This window comes from Marinoscillum pacificum (assembly GCF_024714495.1).
GTDB lineage: Bacteria > Bacteroidota > Bacteroidia > Cytophagales > Cyclobacteriaceae > Marinoscillum > Marinoscillum pacificum.
In genome coordinates this window covers 167,464-185,335 of record NZ_JAMZMJ010000003.1, presented here as the reverse complement: position 1 = coordinate 185,335, position 17,872 = coordinate 167,464, and the positions used below count along the sequence as shown (strand labels likewise).

General features: G+C 40.5%; 17 protein-coding genes. 8 read left to right on the top strand and 9 right to left on the bottom strand.

Going from position 1 to position 17,872, the window contains the following annotated elements:
• The first annotated feature begins 63 nt into the window (after positions 1-63).
• Together NXS00_RS10115 and NXS00_RS10110 are read left to right on the top strand one after the other, a co-directional pair.
• Positions 64-741 (top strand): response regulator transcription factor, encoded by a 678-nt coding sequence (locus tag NXS00_RS10115; protein WP_258099069.1) that lies wholly within the window; start codon positions 64-66, stop codon positions 739-741.
• Positions 738-1,997, top strand: a complete 1,260-nt coding sequence (locus NXS00_RS10110; RefSeq protein WP_258099068.1) for a sensor histidine kinase — start codon at positions 738-740, stop codon at positions 1,995-1,997. The genes NXS00_RS10115 and NXS00_RS10110 overlap by 4 nt, the downstream gene beginning before the upstream one ends.
• A 137-nt stretch (positions 1,998-2,134) precedes the next feature.
• On the opposite strand, the gene NXS00_RS10105 is transcribed toward NXS00_RS10110, so the two are convergent.
• Complete coding sequence (locus NXS00_RS10105; protein WP_258099067.1) at positions 2,135-3,013, bottom strand: AEC family transporter; 879 nt, start codon at positions 3,011-3,013, stop codon at positions 2,135-2,137.
• 52 nt (positions 3,014-3,065) lie between these two features.
• Here NXS00_RS10105 and NXS00_RS10100 point away from each other — a divergent pair, with 52 nt between their 5' ends.
• The gene (locus NXS00_RS10100; RefSeq protein WP_258099066.1) at positions 3,066-4,226 is read left to right on the top strand and encodes an MFS transporter; all 1,161 of its coding nucleotides are present in this window, start codon (positions 3,066-3,068) and stop codon (positions 4,224-4,226) included.
• Positions 4,227-4,300: 74 nt separating this feature from the next.
• Here NXS00_RS10100 and azu read toward each other — a convergent pair whose 3' ends face one another.
• A complete protein-coding gene (gene azu, locus NXS00_RS10095; protein WP_258099065.1) occupies positions 4,301-4,822 on the bottom strand; it encodes an azurin in 522 nt (173 codons plus the stop codon).
• Between the two features lie 124 nt (positions 4,823-4,946).
• Between azu and NXS00_RS10090 the strand changes: the two genes are divergently transcribed.
• The 4 genes from NXS00_RS10090 to NXS00_RS10075 all read left to right on the top strand — a co-directional run bounded on the left by NXS00_RS10090 (position 4,947) and on the right by NXS00_RS10075 (position 10,228).
• The gene (locus NXS00_RS10090) at positions 4,947-7,199 is read left to right on the top strand and encodes a TonB-dependent receptor domain-containing protein (RefSeq protein WP_258099064.1); all 2,253 of its coding nucleotides are present in this window, start codon (positions 4,947-4,949) and stop codon (positions 7,197-7,199) included.
• Positions 7,200-7,284: 85 nt separating this feature from the next.
• Positions 7,285-7,662: an endonuclease domain-containing protein gene (locus NXS00_RS10085; RefSeq protein WP_258099063.1), complete on the top strand. Its 378-nt coding sequence runs from the start codon at positions 7,285-7,287 to the stop codon at positions 7,660-7,662.
• 121 nt (positions 7,663-7,783) lie between these two features.
• Positions 7,784-9,463: an RluA family pseudouridine synthase gene (locus NXS00_RS10080; protein ID WP_258099062.1), complete on the top strand. Its 1,680-nt coding sequence runs from the start codon at positions 7,784-7,786 to the stop codon at positions 9,461-9,463.
• Positions 9,464-9,697: 234 nt separating this feature from the next.
• The gene (locus NXS00_RS10075; protein WP_258099061.1) at positions 9,698-10,228 is read left to right on the top strand and encodes a DinB family protein; all 531 of its coding nucleotides are present in this window, start codon (positions 9,698-9,700) and stop codon (positions 10,226-10,228) included.
• A 518-nt stretch (positions 10,229-10,746) separates the two neighbouring features.
• Here NXS00_RS10075 and NXS00_RS10070 read toward each other — a convergent pair.
• Together NXS00_RS10070 and NXS00_RS10065 are read right to left on the bottom strand one after the other, a co-directional pair.
• Positions 10,747-11,403, bottom strand: coding sequence for a hypothetical protein (locus NXS00_RS10070; RefSeq protein ID WP_258099060.1), 657 nt, complete (start codon positions 11,401-11,403; stop codon positions 10,747-10,749).
• Between the two features lie 99 nt (positions 11,404-11,502).
• Positions 11,503-12,273: a helix-turn-helix transcriptional regulator gene (locus NXS00_RS10065; protein ID WP_258099059.1), complete on the bottom strand. Its 771-nt coding sequence runs from the start codon at positions 12,271-12,273 to the stop codon at positions 11,503-11,505.
• A 470-nt stretch (positions 12,274-12,743) separates the two neighbouring features.
• Between NXS00_RS10065 and NXS00_RS10060 the strand changes: the two genes are divergently transcribed.
• Positions 12,744-13,379 (top strand): SanA/YdcF family protein, encoded by a 636-nt coding sequence (locus tag NXS00_RS10060; protein ID WP_258099058.1) that lies wholly within the window; start codon positions 12,744-12,746, stop codon positions 13,377-13,379.
• A 1-nt stretch (position 13,380) separates the two neighbouring features.
• Here NXS00_RS10060 and NXS00_RS10055 read toward each other — a convergent pair whose 3' ends face one another.
• From NXS00_RS10055 to NXS00_RS10035, 5 genes are all read right to left on the bottom strand, one after another.
• On the bottom strand, positions 13,381-13,554 hold the full coding sequence (locus NXS00_RS10055) for a hypothetical protein (RefSeq protein WP_258099057.1): 174 nt from the start codon (positions 13,552-13,554) through the stop codon (positions 13,381-13,383).
• Positions 13,555-13,585: 31 nt separating this feature from the next.
• Positions 13,586-14,275, bottom strand: coding sequence for a hypothetical protein (locus tag NXS00_RS10050; RefSeq protein WP_258099056.1), 690 nt, complete (start codon positions 14,273-14,275; stop codon positions 13,586-13,588).
• Between the two features lie 326 nt (positions 14,276-14,601).
• The gene (locus tag NXS00_RS10045; RefSeq protein ID WP_258099055.1) at positions 14,602-15,000 is read right to left on the bottom strand and encodes an acyl-CoA thioesterase; all 399 of its coding nucleotides are present in this window, start codon (positions 14,998-15,000) and stop codon (positions 14,602-14,604) included.
• On the bottom strand, positions 14,993-16,357 hold the full coding sequence (locus NXS00_RS10040) for a sensor histidine kinase (protein WP_258099054.1): 1,365 nt from the start codon (positions 16,355-16,357) through the stop codon (positions 14,993-14,995). Before NXS00_RS10040 ends, NXS00_RS10045 begins: the two co-directional genes overlap by 8 nt.
• The gene (locus tag NXS00_RS10035) at positions 16,357-17,715 is read right to left on the bottom strand and encodes a sigma-54-dependent transcriptional regulator (RefSeq protein WP_258099053.1); all 1,359 of its coding nucleotides are present in this window, start codon (positions 17,713-17,715) and stop codon (positions 16,357-16,359) included. The genes NXS00_RS10040 and NXS00_RS10035 overlap by 1 nt, the downstream gene beginning before the upstream one ends.
• Positions 17,716-17,872 lie beyond the last annotated feature (157 nt).

Here is a 17,872-nt window from a genome sequence, read left to right as displayed (position 1 = left end):
ATTTTCATGTGCCTAATTGAAGAAAATTTCATTTCTTTGAAAGCTTAACTGACAATAACCTCAATGAACATACTTCTTGTAGAAGACGAAAAATCACTGGGAGAATCTATCGTTGCTTATCTTACTAAATCAGGCTACCACTGCGAATGGGCCAACAGCTTTAATTCAGCAAGTGAAAAAACCTGGTCGTATGAATATGACTGTGTGGTCGTGGACATCACTTTGCCGGATGGTAATGGTTTGGAAGTAATTGAACGCCTAAAGTCCATTAAATCCAAATCTGGCATCATTATCATTTCTGCAAAAAACGCTATCGAAGACCGTATTAAAGGTTTAGATATTGGTGCGGATGACTACATTACCAAACCTTTTGATCTGGCTGAATTAAATGCTAGAATAAGAGCTCTGATTCGACGAAGAAGTTTTGATGCGCAAAACGAAATTGTGTTCAATGAAATATGTGTCAGCCCCTACGACCGAACAGTAACTGTCAATGATCAGAACCTTACTTTGACCAAAAAAGAATTTGACCTTCTAATTTTCTTTATAAGTAATCAAAATCGTGTGGTCACTAAAGAATCAATCGCCGAACACCTTTGGGGTGATAACATGGACATGGCAGATTCGTTTGACTTCATCTATTCACACCTCAAAAATCTAAGAAAAAAAATTCAGGAAAAAGGAGGTGAAGACTATGTACAAACGGTATATGGAGTAGGCTACAAATTCACCAAAAATTGAAATTACTAGACATTGCCAATCGCTATTACCTCATCACTCTGGTGTTGGTATTTACTATTGGTAGTCTAGGAGCATATTATGTATTAAAGTCCATCATCAATCACGAGTTCAACGAAAAACTCTATGCTGAGCAAGCGCAATTAGTTTATGAACTCCGAAACTTCGAGAATCTACAGCGTACTTATTATTTGAACATTGGAGATGTCATCGAACTGGAAGAAGCTCCAACGGATCCAAAGCTCTCTCCTACGCTCAAGGATACGATCATGTATGATCAGTATGAGAAAAAGGAATTACCCTTTAGGATGCTTACTTTTTCTGATAAGATCAACGGAAAGCACTACATCATCTCCATTTCCAAATCTCTCCTACCCAATTTAGATTTGATTCAGGGAGTTACTGAAATCATGATTGGCTTAGCAATAGTGTTGATGATTTCATTAGGGCTTTTGAATCGCTTGATTTTCCAGAAGCTTTGGTCGCCATTCCATCACATTATCGCGCAATTACAGCATTTCAAGATTTCACATCCAGTACCATTATCAATGGAAGATTCTGATGTAGAAGAGTTCAACCAACTGGGCAACGTTCTGGAAGAAATGATCTCTAAAAGCATTCGCGATTACAAAAATCTCAAAGAGTATACAGAGAACACTTCACACGAGATTCAAACTCCACTCGCAATAATCAAAAACAAAGCAGAGATGCTTCTTCAAGAACCGTTAGAAGAAGATCAACTTAATGAAGTAAGTAAAATTTACGAAGCTGCTACTAGGTTGTCGCGACTGAAGGATGGGCTATCACTTTTGACCAAGATTGAGAACAATCAATACGTGGAGGCTCAAGAGTTCTGCTTAAAGGAGTTTCTAGAAACTAAACTTCAAACTTTTGAGGAGTTGATGGAAATTAAAAACATCACGCTTCAAACAGAATTTATCGATTCTCAAAAAGTGATGATCAATCAGGATTTAGCTCACATCTTGATTAATAATTTGCTAAGTAACGCAATTAAGCACAACGTGAATAATGGTTGGATCAAGGTCAAACTAGAAAAGAACAGGTTAACTATTTCTAATTCGGGAAACACGCTTATTGTACCACCAAAAGAGCTATTCGAACGATTCAAACGAAATACGGACAACAGAGAATCAACTGGACTAGGACTCTCTTTGATTCAACGTATTTGTGAGCATAATCACATGACCATCACTTACAATCACCAAAATGAACAGCATGAATTAAAGCTTTCCTGGTGATTCTGAACTTTCTCCAGATTTTCTACAGAATTCAAATTGATATTGCAGCATCATTAACTATATGTTAATAGATACTTTCTACGGCGGCCTAAAAGCTCATTCTTGATTTCAGGAATGAGCTTTCTTAGGCTTTTTCTTTACAACATCATCCATAAAAAGGATACGCCCAGAGACAAAACCACTCCCCAGCACAAAATCTGACTTACCAAACTCGGCAGCTTTTCATGCTCCAACAGCATCAAACATATAGAAGTCTGTGGTGCCATCGCTGTTTCCAGAACATTGACCTGCTCAAGATCTTGTGACATACTGATCATCTTCATAACTAAAAAAACGATTGCTGGAGCCAGTATCAGCTTATAACCAAGTCCCAACCAAACCAGTCTTGGAAATGGAAACGTCACATATTTTGCAATTAAGAATCCTACGATGATCATCGCCACGATGGTCAGACTTTGGATTACCCAATCAAAAACCATCAGTACAGGTTCTCCAAATGAGTCTGCTGGAATCATAAAAGCTATCACAATAACCACAAAAACGGGAAAAGTAAGCACTTTCTTAAGCGTGTGAACGAAACCATCCAGTCCTTCTCTCTTCACAATCATGGCTTGACCAAAGCTGGCCATGAGCAGAAAAGTAGTTTGATCATACAGCGCACCATAGGGCAAATAATCAGAACCGAAGTAGTAGATAATCAAGGGAAAACCAACAAATGAGGTATTTCCTAAGCCGGAAGTAAGCGACAATACCAACCGCTGATCGGGCTCTAGAAACCTTCTAAAAATAAGCTGAAACATCACAAGTGACCCAATAAATAGAGTTATCGGAGTGACCACAAATAAGCTCAAGTCCGGATCAACTTCTAAGGTTGGGATTTTGGCAAGAGCCACAACCGGCAGAGCAATGTAAATGATGTACTTATTGCCCCAACCAACCTGCCGCTGTTGGAGCCATCCAAGTCGCCCAAGTGTAAAGCCGAGTACAATTAAACCAATTAATAGAAGGAATTGCATGGATTTTTCTAGTTAGGCGACAAGATAAGGAACAGCATAGTATCTTTCCAGAATGCAATCCCAAAATGATCAGATCGCCCGACATGTTTTACCCATTATTGTCTTCAGTCAGTTCGGCTGTACCTCACTCTGGTTTGCCGGCAATGCCATACTTAATGATCTCACTCTGGCTTTCAGTCTACCTCAAACAGCATTGGGCTATTTAACCTCCTCCGTGCAATTGGGATTTATTATTGGCACCTTGCTTTTCGCAATTTTGACCATTTCGGATAGATTCGCACCTTCTAAAGTATTCTTCGTCTCTGCAATTATTGGAGCACTATTCAATCTGGCTATATTAATTTCTTTCAACAATTTGTATTCATTATTGGGCTTCCGATTTATTGTAGGAATCTGCTTAGCGGGCATTTACCCTGTGGGAATGAAAATAGCTTCAGACTATTACAATAAAGGCCTGGGCAAATCGCTTGGATTTCTTGTAGGCGCATTGGTACTTGGTACCGCTTTCCCACATATCTTAAAAGGTTTCCATCTCAATCTATCATGGCAAGGAGTCTTAATGATCACTTCAGGATTGGCCTTAACAGGAGGGTTATTGGTCGTTATTATGGGTGATGGTCCTCATCGTCAGACGGCTTCTAAATTTGATCCGAGAGTATTACTTCGTGTTTTTTCTAAGAAAGAATTTAGATCACCGGCGTTTGGCTACTTCGGGCACATGTGGGAACTATACACCTTTTGGGCGTTTGTACCTGTCATTATCCTCTCTTATTTAGACGGATATAATGTTTCACTTTGGTCCTTTGCAATCATTGGTATTGGAACACTATCGTGTATAGCCGGAGGCTATTTATCTCAACAATTTGGAGCCAAAAAAATCGCTTTTATTGCATTGTCTACTTCAGCTATTTGTTGCCTTTTGTCTGGATGGATTTTAAACACCAATTCAGATCAATTAATTTTAATATTCCTATTTGTATGGGGTATTGCAGTAATCATGGATTCTCCTCTTTTCTCCACACTGGTCGCTCAAAATGCACCTACCGAGAACAAAGGAACCGCTTTAACTATTGTGAACTCAATAGGATTCCTGATCACCATTTTTAGTATTCAATTACTGAATTCACTGATTTTGATATCAGACAGTCCGGCAATTTATATGCTTCTGGCCATAGGACCTATCATGGGATTGATTGCACTCAAACGCAAATAAAATAGGCTCCAACTTAACGATAGAGCCTATTCCTTATCCAAATTCTATTAATCAGAATCTAATATTTCTATTCCTTATTTCGGAGACACTACAAAATCACCTTGCATTACGCCCCAGTGACCAGGGAAACTACAAAGGAACTTGTAATAGCCTGCTTTAGGTGCTTCGAAAGTGATCGAAACCTCTTCACCACCACCAATTACCTTAGTGTAAGCAATCACCTGATCCAACTTATCTTGTGGAACATAACCACTAGAAGCCGCAGAAACAGCAGATGTTCCGAACGTAGCTACATCAGTACCGCTAGCCAACAACACCCAGTTGTGACCCATTGCTTCTTTCGGCATTTTACCTGTATGCTTCAAAGTCAAAGTAACCACTTGACCTGCCGTCACTTTCAGTTCTTCTTTATTGAACTGCATCTGGTCATTTGCTTCGATTTCCAAAGAAATAGAATCTGAAACCGCCACTACTTCTGCAGCAGGCTGAGCCTCCTCTTTTGGAGCTTCTGTTGACTCAGTGGAGCTACTTCCACCACCACATGACGACAAAAAGACGATGATTCCGAGTATCGCTAATGATTTTAATGTATTCATTTGTGTATGCTTTTTAAGATTATTGGACATAAAATTAACTGCTTTTGAATGAACGAAAGCATATTTTCGCATTAACAACAAATACTTAAGTATTTGGTTCTTCATTGCAAATAAAAACCATCGCATGATCAGGTATTTTTACCTTTCCAGTTTCGCTCTGTTTTGTTCACTCGTTGTTGAAGCTCAATCCGTTTCTGGAACTGTAGTCGATCACAGCAATAACGAAGCATTAGTCGGAGCAGTAATAATGAGTTCTTTCGACACCACTATCACCAACGAATCAGGAAGGTTCGGTCTGAACGCTACTCTTCCAATGGATATTCAAATCCGCTATTTAGGGTATGAGGAAATCATCGTTACGCTCAAAAAGAGTGGATCAATTATTGGTCTTAAACCATCTTCAACAGAATTAGGTACCGTGATTGTTTCTGCTGGTGCGACCAATCAAAGCATCTACACCTCCCCCACCAGTATTGGTGTAATAGACACGAAACTATTGCAGCGAGATGCTCCATTCACCACTACATCAGCCATCAATAGAACACCAGGTATTTTGATGCAATCGGGGACATTAAACACCAATCGACTAACGATCAGAGGCATAGGCTCCAGAAGTCTTTACGGCACCAACAAGGTGAAAGCTTACTATGATGAAATCCCATTAACAGATGGAAGTGGCAATTCGACGATTGAAGATATCGATCAGAATTTCATTGACCGAATGGAGATCATCAAAGGTCCAAATTCCAGTACCTATGGAGCAGGGTTAGGTGGAGTCGTTAGATTGTTCAGTCACAGGCCTGAACCCTTGCAAACATCATTGAGCGTAAGCCAAACGGTCGGTTCATTTGGAATGTCACGTTTTTCGATCAGAGCAGATCACAACGATGGCAAAAACCAAATCACCATTGGGTTGACCGACTTGTTAAGTGAGGGATTTAGAGACAATAGTAACTATAACCGCAAGCAAGCGGGAATCACCGCTCGAACACAAATCAGCGAGAAAACCTCCATTTCTACACTTGCTCAGTATACCTGGCTGAAAGCATACATTCCAAGCTCCATCAATGAAGACGATTACCTCAATGCTCCAGAGAAAGCTGCCTTCACTTGGGGACAGGCTCAAGGTTATGAACAGTACAATAAGGGGCTTTTAGGAATCACTTTGAACCAACAATTTGACAACAGTTCAGACCTAAAAGTCAGCATATTTGGTAAGTACAGAGACGCCTATGAGCCCAGACCATTCAATATTTTAACAGAAAACACTCAAACAATTGGAAGCAGAGCTGTCTATTCCAAAGAATGGGAAGTTTTCAAACTACATGTCGGTACTGAACTCTTCAGAGATAAATACCAATGGTCAACATTTGAAAACAACTACACTGCTGATAGCAACGGAAGTGTAGAAGGTGCTTTGCTTTCTGAAAATCAAGAAACCAGAACATATCAAAATGTATTTTTCGAGTCCAATTATGCATTAACGAACACTATTTCTGTATCGGCAGGACTCAATTATAACCATACCGCCTATGATTTGATCACCAAGTATTGGACCAACGGAAACAACAACTCTGGGGCTTATTCATTCGATCCAGTACTATCTCCAAAACTTGGCATCAACTATCAAAAAGAGCTTTTCTCCTTATTTGGAAACATTAGCCATGGATTCTCACCACCTAGCCTGGAAGAAACGCTGTATCCTGATGGACAAATCAATCCGAACATCAAACCGGAAAGTGGCTGGAACTATGAACTCGGCACAAGAGGCCAAAAAGGCGGTTTTCGATATGATCTAGTTGGCTACTACATGGAAATCAAAAACCTGCTAGTAGCTCAACGAACAGCTGAAGATGCGTATGTAGGAGTCAATGCAGGAGTCAACAACCACTTTGGTGTAGATCTACTGATGAACTATACCCTGGATATAAACCAAAATTATCAATTCAACACCTTCTTTTCAGGCTCGTGGATGCACTATGAGTTTGGAGAGTTTATCAATGATGGAAACAGTTATGATGGTAACCAGCTAACCGGCGTTCCACAATGGATTATCAATGGCGGATTTGAACTCATGTCTTCAAAAGGATTTTACGGCAACATCAACGCCAACTACACCGGCGAAATGCCAATGGATGACGCTAACAGTCTTTATTCATCGGGTTACTTTCTGCTACGTTCAAGAATCGGCTATTTGCTCCCAATCAAGCAGTTGGAAGTTGACCTTTACCTGGGAGCAGATAATCTGACGGACACGCACTATGCGTCAATGATCCTCATCAATGCCACTGGTTTCGGTGGCGCCGCACCGCGCTATTACTACCCTGGCAATCCAAGGAGTTTTTATACAGGAGTTAAGGTAAAGTATAGGTTTTGACACACCTATATATCCCCTCTTGAGAGGGGTTGGGGGTGTGTTAAACCACTTTGATTATTCACCTAAACACATTATTTTCCATAATGTGAGAAGAAAAATCATTCCGTATAACCCAAAATTAAAAGAGCTAGCCAGACAACTTCGGAACAACATCACAAAATCTGAAATACGACTATGGAGATATCTCAAAGGCAAACAAATGATGGGTTATGATTTTCACAGACAAAAGCCCTTACTCAATTTCATCGCCGACTTCTTTTGCCATGAATTAAAACTGGTTATCGAGTTGGATGGGTACACCCATCAGTTTGAGGAAGTCATAGCCAAAGACAAAATCAAACAAGACGAATTAGAATCTCTTGGCCTTACTGTCTTACGCTTCACAGATGAAGACGTCATGAAAGACATTAACAATGTGCTCCGAACGATTGAAATCTATATTGAAGAGTTTGAGAAACAATAAAAAAGACGTAGTACACCATTCACACACCCCTTGATCCCCTCTCAAGAGGGGAGAAATATAAGAACTTTAAATAAAGATCCTTTCCATCTCTCCACCATAAAGCAGAACTTTGCGCTGCGAAATGGAAATGAACCAATACATCCGAAAGTTTAATGCCTCTGTAGAAGGGATCGAGTTGCCAGAGCAATTCACATTTCCATTTTACTATGAGCCTCATCCGCTCGTACTGTTAGCGGCGGAGCAACTGCAGGAAGACCTTTCTACTCGTTCGTTTAATCACAACTTTGGCTTAAATCCTGAGCAAAAAGGAATGGCCATCGGGAAGATGTTTGGGGTATTGGTAGTGAAGGATCAGGAAGGTGAGTTGGGTTTCCTGGCTGCTTTCTCAGGTCAGTTGGCCAACGAAACACATCATAACGGATTTGTCCCGCCTGTCTTTGACATTCTGGAGGATGCAGGCTATTTCAAAGAAGGTGAAAAAGTGCTTAGTGCACTAACCAACGAAATTGAAGCTTTAGAGAACTCTGCTGAATTTGCAAAAGCCAAAGCTTTCCTTGCACAGCAAAAGCAACAAGCAGAAGCAGATGTACAGCGCCTGAAAAGTGAGATCAAAACAACCAAGGCCAAGCGCAAACAGATTCGGAAAGAGGCAGAGCCTCACAACACGCCAGAGGAACAAGCAGCACTCAACGAACAACTCTCTCAGGAAAGCATCAAAGAACAGTTCAACCTCAAAGACTGCAAGACATACTGGGATTACAAACTGAAAGAAGCGGAAGCCAATTTGGAAGTCTTCACCTCGAAACTAGAGCAATTAAAAGAAGAACGAGCATCACGATCTGTCAATCTCCAGCGACGAATTTTTGGTGATTACACCTTTCTCAATGCCAATGGAGAGACTCGAAGTTTGCTATCCATCTTTGAAGAACGTGAAGAAGTAAAACCTCCGGCAGGATCTGGTGACTGTTCCGCACCTCGATTGTTACAGTTTGCTTTCAAAAACAACCTCATGCCTATCGCAATGGGTGAGTTTTGGTGGGGCGAATCACCTCGATCTGAAGTAAGGACGCATAAGTACTTCTATCCGGCATGCCGCAGCAAGTGCGAACCAATACTTGGCCACATGTTGCAAGGACTCAATGTGGAAGACAACCCAATGATGAAGAGCCCAAAAGACGTGGCGACCATCCCTGTGGTGTATGAAGACGAATACCTGGTGGTAGTCAATAAGCCAGCCGAGTTCCTGAGTGTGCCCGGCAAAGAAGTTTATGACTCTGTCTATACGCGCATGGAAGCACGCTATCCAAGTGCTACGGGACCATTGCTCGTTCACCGTCTGGACATGTCCACGTCTGGATTGCTGCTAGTTGCGAAGACCAAAAGCGTACATAAGATACTTCAGTCACAGTTTTTGAAGCGAACCATCACCAAACGCTATGAAGCTCTGCTGGACGGTACCTTGGAAGCTGACTCAGGAGAGATCAACTTACCCCTTCGTGTAGATCTGGACAACCGACCAAGACAGCTGGTGTGCTATGAGCATGGCAAACCTGGCCGCACCAAATGGAAAAAAGTAAAGGAAATAGACGGCAAGACACTTGTTAACTTCTACCCGATCACCGGCCGCACGCATCAATTACGTGTACATGCCGCCCATGCCTCAGGTCTCAATACACCCATTGTAGGAGATGATCTGTATGGCACCCGAGGTGAGCGCCTCTACCTACATGCCGCTTACCTCAAATTCGAGCATCCTATTACCCATGAAGAAGTGGAAGTGAGTGTGCCAAGCGGGTTTTAGTGAACCTTCATTCCTGTAAGTATGTCACTACCATGCTAACAAAATTCCCCGAATCACATGTCAAAACACTATTTTTTTATAAGCAAAAGGTGATTCAAGGGGAATCTTTACTTCCTTTCTCCTTCTCTCTGCTGTACGAAAAAATTATTAATTGATTCCTTAGATTTTCAAAAACCACAAATCGTTATTTGGACTATCTTTAAATAGTTGATACTCCACTTAAAATTCAAGCGAATGGACGATGTAGCACTAATCACCTCCCAAACTACGGATGCTTACGAATGGACCAATGAATTACTCGAAACCATTCCTCTAGAGTTATGGCATACTTGTCCTGATATCATTGAATCTACACTAGCCTGGCAAACAGGCCATTTGATTTTAAGTCATTACTTCTATGCCATCATGGTGATTAATGGGCATCAGAAAGGTCTTTTGGAGCAATTACCGATGAAGGATTACGATGCATTGTATAATACCAATTCACCAACCTCCACCATTGACAAACACGATCCAGCTGTTTTGTTCGAGCATTTAAAAGTGGTTCAGGCTAGCTCTTTGAAACTGATAGGTCAATTAAATTCAGATGAATTGTACAAACCACTTGAATCACTTGACAAACCTCATCCAATTGCTAAAAACAAACTAGAAGCACTAGACTGGAATAACAAGCACACCATGTATCACTGCGGTCAAATTGGTCTCCTTAAACGTATTGTATTAGAAAGGCATAATTTCAGACTAGGAAAACAGTTAAAGCATTAATTCTTAGTAGGCCATTAAGTTAGATTCATTTTCCTCTCCTATTGGAGTATCAATGCATTAAATGACTTCCCTTTCTGGCTAGATAAAGGCATGAGCAGAGAAAATATGAAGTCTGATTTCGAAGAAATCACTGATTCAATGATTGATACCTGTCTGGCTAACCCTACTGACAAAGCACGCAAAACTATTTCCGTTCAGTGAAGCTCCTAAACCCTCATCTTTCTCCTTCTCTCTGAGGTTAGCAAAGATTCACACAGCATCTAGCATCCAACACCCAACAACCTAAAACACAAAACCTAAAAGCTAAAAGCTTAATAAAATCCGACTCCCTCCCCGATCCGTTTTACCCCACTCCTTCGAATTTGTAATCCGGAGGATCTAGTCGTAGAGTTTAAAATTCCATCATAAATACAATCTCTGTCCTTGATGAAATTATCTCCAACAAGAATAATGTAATGAAGCACCCTAATTGTAGGATCATCGGACACCAACTTGTGGAATTAGAAACCGAACTCATACTACAACAACACGACAAATAAAATATGCTTTACAAGCATAGCAGTCAAAACAATAAGGTACGGTCTAAAATTCCTTCCATATTTTCTATCAAAATACACTAGCATACCCACAATAAGATAGACTACCATGAACATGATATGAATTGCTATTTTAGGATGGATATCAAAAACATATGGTCCAATTCTACCAAAAACTGGTCCCAAAAAAACGAATGCGGTGCCTATCATATACCGCATATGTTTTGCAGCGTCCTTTTTATGATAAATAGCCAACACATAAAAAAGAATTAGTACTAAGCAATCCGAAATTGGAATATAGACCACCATGGCATGGTCCGCATGGAGAATTCGAAATATGGGCTGTATACAAGAAAGTATCAGCAAAGGAAAAATCACATAAGACAGACGCCCAATATATTTATGAGTTATATACTTTTTATATCTAATTAACAATGGCTGAAGAATTAGGAGCAATACCCACAATAAGGCAAAAACCACATGTATGTGATGAAAAATAGAAATCTTGCTGTGCGACAAAGAAGATGTTGCTAAATCGAAACTCGGAAACTGTCCGAAATAAGTTTTGTGAAATGCTACAAAAACCAATGCCATAAGAAGTAGCATAAAATAACCAGTGAGATTGTATTCTTTTTCCATTTCGATAATTTGTGTTTCAAAAACTACTCCGTTAAGGAGTTCTAAAAAGTGTTTCACAAAACTATCAGGAAGAGGTATCTTCCATTTTTCTAATTGGTCTTAGTTTTTTTCTATTTGGTTAATTGCTGACTTTCTATACTCTAGCGGGGAGACATGATACTTCTTTTTAAAAACCCTACTAAAATGAGATACATTTTTAAAACCAGAGTTTAGTGCTACTTCAAGCACGCTTTGTTGTGTGGTTTTGAGTAAAACACTGGCATGACCTATCCTTTTGTTGAACAACCACTTCCCAGGACTCACTAGATAATGTTCTTTAAAATCCTTTTTAAATACCGAAAGGCTTCTACTCGATATATGTGCATATTCCTTCAACCCAAAAGCATGGAGATAATTCTTCTCCATAACTTGATAAATTGGAGGTTTCCCTTCATTGTTCAGACATAAAATATAAGATAGTAATTGTTTGTTCGAAGGGTTTGAGAGAATACTTAGAAATAGCTCTTTAAACTTTAATTCCAATAACTTTTCCGATACCTGCGAATCCTTTGAGAAATAAGGCAATAAACTATAAAAATATGTTTCTGTCACCTCATTAAGCTCAATTTTAATAAACATATCACTTTTAGGTTCAGGCAGGTTTTCAGTAGGCAAACTATCCATAAACTCCTTTGCAAAATCAATTAAGAATTGGTCAGGTATATGGAATGCTAACACCTTCCAACTTTCTGCATCGGACAACTCTTGGATATAAGCTGATTTACGTTGAAAATACGATGTTCTAGGCGTTACTTTCCATGTCTTACCACTTTGATGCAAGGTTCTTTCACCTTCTAACGAGAAAGCAATAAGGTTAAAATGATTGTACAATCTAACCAACCTATCTATTTGTGGGCACTTGTAATAGACAAAAAGTAGATCATTAACTGATAGCTGTTTAAAAATATCAGGATGTGCCAAACTATCTTTATACGTATTTGTCATCAGTCTATTTATTCTAAAAAGTTAACCAAATTATTGAAATTGAATTAACCTGAGTTGATAATGAGGCTCTGCCCTCCTACTAAAAAACCTTGCCCTTGTTGGTCTTCAATGACGCTACGGTCATGACAGGTGTGACCAACAAGCTATTTGAGGCTAGCGATACAAGTTCTGTTGGTGGACAACACCAACAGAGACGAGGCTTGGCTTCGATCCTAAGTTTTTAGGGAAGAAAATTGAGATTAGGAAACATTAACCCTTTACTCCACCTCTACGTTCTTCAAATCCATATTTCAATGCATCAATTTTATCCCTTGTTCGTTAACTCGAACAGACTATTTAATCCTACCAGTTATTTTGTGAAAATACTTCGACCAGCAATTGCTCTTTCTGTATTAATTCTACCCATCATCCTCATCTTTTACGCTAATTATCAAATCGAAAAAAGTGCTCGAAACAATACGTATCAAGCAGCCAGCGAAATTCCTTCCAACAAAGTTGGATTAGTACTTGGCACCTCCAAGTACTTACAAAACGGCAATATTAATCTGTACTTTAAATATCGGATTGATGCCACAGTGACACTATTTGAAGAAGGTAAAATAGCGTTTGTTTTAGTGAGTGGTGACAATGGGAACAAAGATTATGACGAGCCTACAGATTTCAAGAACGAGCTGATCAACCGTGGAATACCTGAAGATAAAATTTATCTGGATTATGCGGGTTTCCGAACCCTGGATTCCGTGGTTAGAGCGAAGGAAATCTTTGGTCAAACAAACCTAACCATCATCTCCCAGCGATTTCACAATGAACGAGCGATCTACTTAGCAGAACATTTTAACATTTCGGCTATAGGTTTTAATGCTAAAGATGTTAATTACAACTATGGATTCAAAACCAGAATTAGAGAATACTTCGCTCGAACTAAAGCCGTCTTAGATGTCATATTTAGTGTAGATCCAAAATTTCTAGGAAAGAGGATTGAGATTAGCTAAATTAATCATAGCCATCGTCATATCCGTCATCGTACCCATCTGCATAACCATCATTATATCCTTCCGCATATTCGACATTGGAAAGTTCATTTGATGCAGGAGAAATTTCCGACATTTCATCAGCACATGAGACAAAAACCACTGACAACAAGAGGATTACGAACAACTTTTTCATGACTTTTTTGATCAAGTTACAAAAAAATCAATCAGTTTACTGCCACATTCTTCAAATCCACACTTACTGGACCAGGACCTTGATGAAGTGGTGCTAGCCATACCCCTTCATGTTGTTTCCATCCATGCCAGCTAAACTCTATTCCCTGAATTGGGAGTATTTGCGTCCATAGCTTCCAGGCAATTGGCTTAAAGTCTTCTCCGAGAATCCATATATACGAATCACCCGGAGTTACACCACCACCGCTATATGTCACCAATATTCCCGGTCCACGTTCGGTATCCACATACTTTCTGCTGGTACCTGGATCACGTACTTTAAAAGGTGCAACCAACCAAAATGAATCATTCGCAAACAAGGCCCATGCCTGATCCAATGCTTTTTGATTATCCTCATCTGAAAGTTCCTGCCCATTTTGGTAAGCTTGACCATCAAGTGTTTTAGTTTTGAACAGCACTCGATAGTCACTCCACTTCACCTCTACGCTATCTTGTGCTTTGTTCCACACAAAGTGATGTCCACGAGGAAATGACCATTTGATAACTTCTAGCTTTTGATAGGCTTCATAGCTGAGGGCTTCCAGCATTTTATCGGTGAGCTCCTCAGCTATTGTTCCTACTTCACCTTCAGGTAGCGGCTCGTTAGCAATCGCCACAGTAATTACCAATACTGAGATCAGTACCAACAACAAGGAAAAAACAATGAGCAAAAACTTCCTCATAGGAGTATTAGGTTTCGAGCAGCAATTTAAAGATTTCCATTTGCCCGTAATTACTGCGAAAGAAGAAAGGCTATTTTACTTCGTCATTCCTGCGAAGCCTGTCTGCCGGTAGGCAGGGCTGGAATCGCATATAGCTGATTAAATCAGTAAATAAACATCATGAGATTCCCCGACATCCACTCTCTTCGTTCGCTGCTCCGAGGAATGACGTTTAAAAAATGGTCATCTCGCATCACCACTGCCCTAAACCTAAAGGGAAGGTGATGCAATACTAATTTTCCGGCTCCCTTCAGGGCTGGGGTAAAACGGAAAATACTGTAGGCAATTCAATCTCCCCTAAACAACTCCTTCAAATCCTCAGGAACGCGCTTTGGTCTTAGTGATTCAGCATCCAGCATGCACCACTGCGAATGGCATTCTACCAACAACTCATCGCCTCTGTAAAACTCCACGTGGCGAATACTGCGGACTCCTGTCATCTCATGAACATACGTCACTGCAGTAATCTCATCTCCTAGCACAGCTTGCTTCTTGTACTTGATATGATGTTCCAGCACCATCCAGACATATTGCGCTTGTACTTCACCAGATGTCTGTTGGCGCCAATGTCCCTCAGATATGTCCTGCACCCATTTCAGGTACACGGTGTTGTTTACATGGTTCAGCTGATCAATATCTGATGACTGTACCGTTAATGATAGGTAATGCTTGATAGGTTCACTCATGGGCTTTCCAAAATCTCAACTCAAAGGTAGTCCCCTCTCCTAACTTTGACCGGACTTTCAAGTTTCCTTTGTGCGCACGCATCACTTGCTTGCTATAGCTCAAGCCAATACCTGAACCTTCCTTCTTGGTTGTGAAAAAGGGAATAAATACCTGATCTAACGTCTCCTGATCCATTCCAGGGCCGTTATCCTCTACCGTCAACACAATTTCATGTGCGTGTTTGCTCAGTCGCAATTGAATTTTTGGAGTCCCTTGTTGACTCTCTTTCAGCGCTTCATGTGCGTTTTTGATGAGATTAATCATCACTTGTTCGATCATTTCTGGGTCAATAGTCAATTCTACTGGTCCTCCAGGTGGTGGATAAAACTCAATGGAAGTTCCGGCTCGTTCAAGCTCTTTGTGTTCCAGCGTTACTAGGTCTGCAACTAGTTCTTTTAGATCCACTTGCTCTAGCTGTGGCTTAGGTACTTTGGCCAGATCTCCGTAGCTAGTAACGAACTTGACCAATCCCTTACTTCGCTTTTCAATGGTCTTCATACTTACCACCAAATCCTCCTCATCTTCATTGTCAAGCTCCTTGATGCGCGATACACCATCATCAGCGAGTATCAGATCATTGATAACCTCCGCTAAAGTAGAAATAGGAATGACAGAGTTCTTAATTTCATGTGTCATCACCCGAATAAGCTTTTGCCAGGACTCTACCTCTTTTTGATCCAGTTCAGAATTGATATCGTGAAAAGCAACCACCTTATGACGAACACCTTGAAGCACCAGCTCTCTTGCCTGAATCGATAAATACATCAACTCTCCACGAATCAGCACTTTCGATAGCAATCGATCATTGACATCCATTTCCTGTACGGACTTAACCAATTTGGTATCAATGCGTTCCAGAGACTCCAGCTTCGTAAAGTGAGGCAAATGAAAGAGCTCTTTCAACGATTGATTGATCAAACTAATCTCCTCATTTGCCACATCATACGCCATCAGTGGTACACCAGAGTGCTCCACTACGGTCTTTAGAAAGTGGAAATTGGATTCTTTCTCGTTGCGGATACGAATGAACTCTGAGGTAATCACATTGAAGGCATAGTACAGGTTTTTGGTCTTCTTCCCAACTTGCGGATAGGTGTTGGTAAAATCACTCTGCTTGATCGCCAATAAAAAATTACTCAAATCCCGATCAGATCGTTCCGTGAAGTGAATCAGATTGAATATCATCAATACAAAAAACAATAACATCCACCCACTGAGCAACCAAAATGGAGTGTAAAACCCAAAATAGATAGTCGCCGCTCCGAACCCCAGGCAAGCACAGATACGAAGTACAATATGTAATCTAAAGCTCCACATCAGAGTCCGTATTTTTTCATTTTACGATATAAGGTAGTACGACCAATACCCAACTCTTCTGCTGCTTGTGAAAGATTTCCACCTGACTTCTCAATGGCTTTGACCATCGCATTACGCTCAACGTCCTCTACTTTGAGTGATTGGCTGGAAGTGATTTTTTCTTTCCGATTGGGCAATACATCTTCCGCACTAACCGTACCATCCGACATGATGACTGCCCGCTCAATTGCATGCTGCAGTTCTCGAATATTACCTGGCCAGGGATAGTTTAGCAACTGCTTTTTGGCTCGTTCTTCTATCTTCAAGCCAATCTTCTGATACCGCTCAGCATAGGATTTCAAAAAGTGATTAGCTAACAACAATATATCTTCTTTCCTATCTCGCAATGGAGGTAATTCGATCTCTACAGTATTGATACGATACAGCAAATCCTGACGGAAACTTCCCGTTTCAATCATCTCATAAAGAGGCTGATTCGTTGCACTGATCAAACGCACATCTATTGGAACTGACCGACTAGAACCAACTCGAGTGACTGTTCGGTTTTGCAAGACAGATAGCATCTTCGACTGCATTGGAATAGAAATATTACCAATCTCATCCAGAAACAAAGTTCCACCATCAGCAATCTCAAAGCGTCCTGGTCGGTCTTCTTTGGCATCTGTAAACGACCCTTTGGTGTGTCCGAATAATTCTGATTCAAACAAGCTTTCAGGGAGTGCTCCGAGATCCACTTTGATTAAAGTCTCTTTGTTGCGCTGAGATTTACGATGAATTTCTCTTGCAATCAATTCTTTCCCTGTTCCATTTTCACCTAAAATCAACACAGAAGCATCCGTTTTAGCCACTTTGTCAATCATTGTCAGCACATGATCCATGGCTTTGCTTTCTGTCAGTAGGTGTCCATAACCAGCATCGATATCCTTATTGAGCGCCGACTCACGTCCTTCTAGCTTTTTAACCTTTTCATTACTCTTCGCCAACTGATACACTGTGTTGACTGTGGAAAGCAGCTTTTCTTTTTCCCAGGGCTTGACTAAGAAGTCAACGGCTCCCAGCTTCATGGTCTCTACCGCCAACTGAATATCCCCATATGCAGTATTCATGATCACATAAACTTCAGGACGCAGTTCTTTGATCTTATTCAACCAAAACAATCCTTCATTTCCTGAAGTAGCACCCGCTTTGAAGTTCATATCGAGCAGCACAATATCGATTGGCTCTCTCTTAATGATCGTCTCCAATCGCACCGGTGAACTCTCGGTAATCACCGTTTCATAATGCCGTTTCAGCACGAGCCTGGCCGTATGGAGCACATCCGGATCATCGTCTACTATGAGTATATGGCCTTTATTCATTTTTAGTTTGTTAGTGATTGGTTGATTAGTGATTAGTTAAATTCGTTTCTTCCAGTAACTAATCCACTAATCACTTATCTACCATAACCAAACCAAGGAAATGTTTCATTATAAAACAAGTGAATGTTTCACATTGGAACAACTCACCCTGCTATAA

What these genes read in the sequence shown, in the direction of transcription:
- NXS00_RS10050 (WP_258099056.1), bottom strand. Translation starts at nt 14,275, where the DNA reads ATGAGGAAGTTTTTGCTCATTGTTTTTTCCTTGTTGTTGGTACTGATC.
- azu (WP_258099065.1), bottom strand. Translation starts at nt 4,822, where the DNA reads ATGAATACATTAAAATCATTAGCGATACTCGGAATCATCGTCTTTTTG.
- NXS00_RS10075 (WP_258099061.1), top strand. Translation starts at nt 9,698, where the DNA reads ATGGACGATGTAGCACTAATCACCTCCCAAACTACGGATGCTTACGAA.
- NXS00_RS10115 (WP_258099069.1), top strand. Translation starts at nt 64, where the DNA reads ATGAACATACTTCTTGTAGAAGACGAAAAATCACTGGGAGAATCTATC.
- NXS00_RS10035 (WP_258099053.1), bottom strand. Translation starts at nt 17,715, where the DNA reads ATGAATAAAGGCCATATACTCATAGTAGACGATGATCCGGATGTGCTC.
- NXS00_RS10105 (WP_258099067.1), bottom strand. Translation starts at nt 3,013, where the DNA reads ATGCAATTCCTTCTATTAATTGGTTTAATTGTACTCGGCTTTACACTT.
- NXS00_RS10080 (WP_258099062.1), top strand. Translation starts at nt 7,784, where the DNA reads ATGGAAATGAACCAATACATCCGAAAGTTTAATGCCTCTGTAGAAGGG.
- NXS00_RS10090 (WP_258099064.1), top strand. Translation starts at nt 4,947, where the DNA reads ATGATCAGGTATTTTTACCTTTCCAGTTTCGCTCTGTTTTGTTCACTC.
- NXS00_RS10100 (WP_258099066.1), top strand. Translation starts at nt 3,066, where the DNA reads ATGCAATCCCAAAATGATCAGATCGCCCGACATGTTTTACCCATTATT.
- NXS00_RS10070 (WP_258099060.1), bottom strand. Translation starts at nt 11,403, where the DNA reads ATGGAAAAAGAATACAATCTCACTGGTTATTTTATGCTACTTCTTATG.
- NXS00_RS10040 (WP_258099054.1), bottom strand. Translation starts at nt 16,357, where the DNA reads ATGTGGAGCTTTAGATTACATATTGTACTTCGTATCTGTGCTTGCCTG.
- NXS00_RS10045 (WP_258099055.1), bottom strand. Translation starts at nt 15,000, where the DNA reads ATGAGTGAACCTATCAAGCATTACCTATCATTAACGGTACAGTCATCA.
- NXS00_RS10055 (WP_258099057.1), bottom strand. Translation starts at nt 13,554, where the DNA reads ATGAAAAAGTTGTTCGTAATCCTCTTGTTGTCAGTGGTTTTTGTCTCA.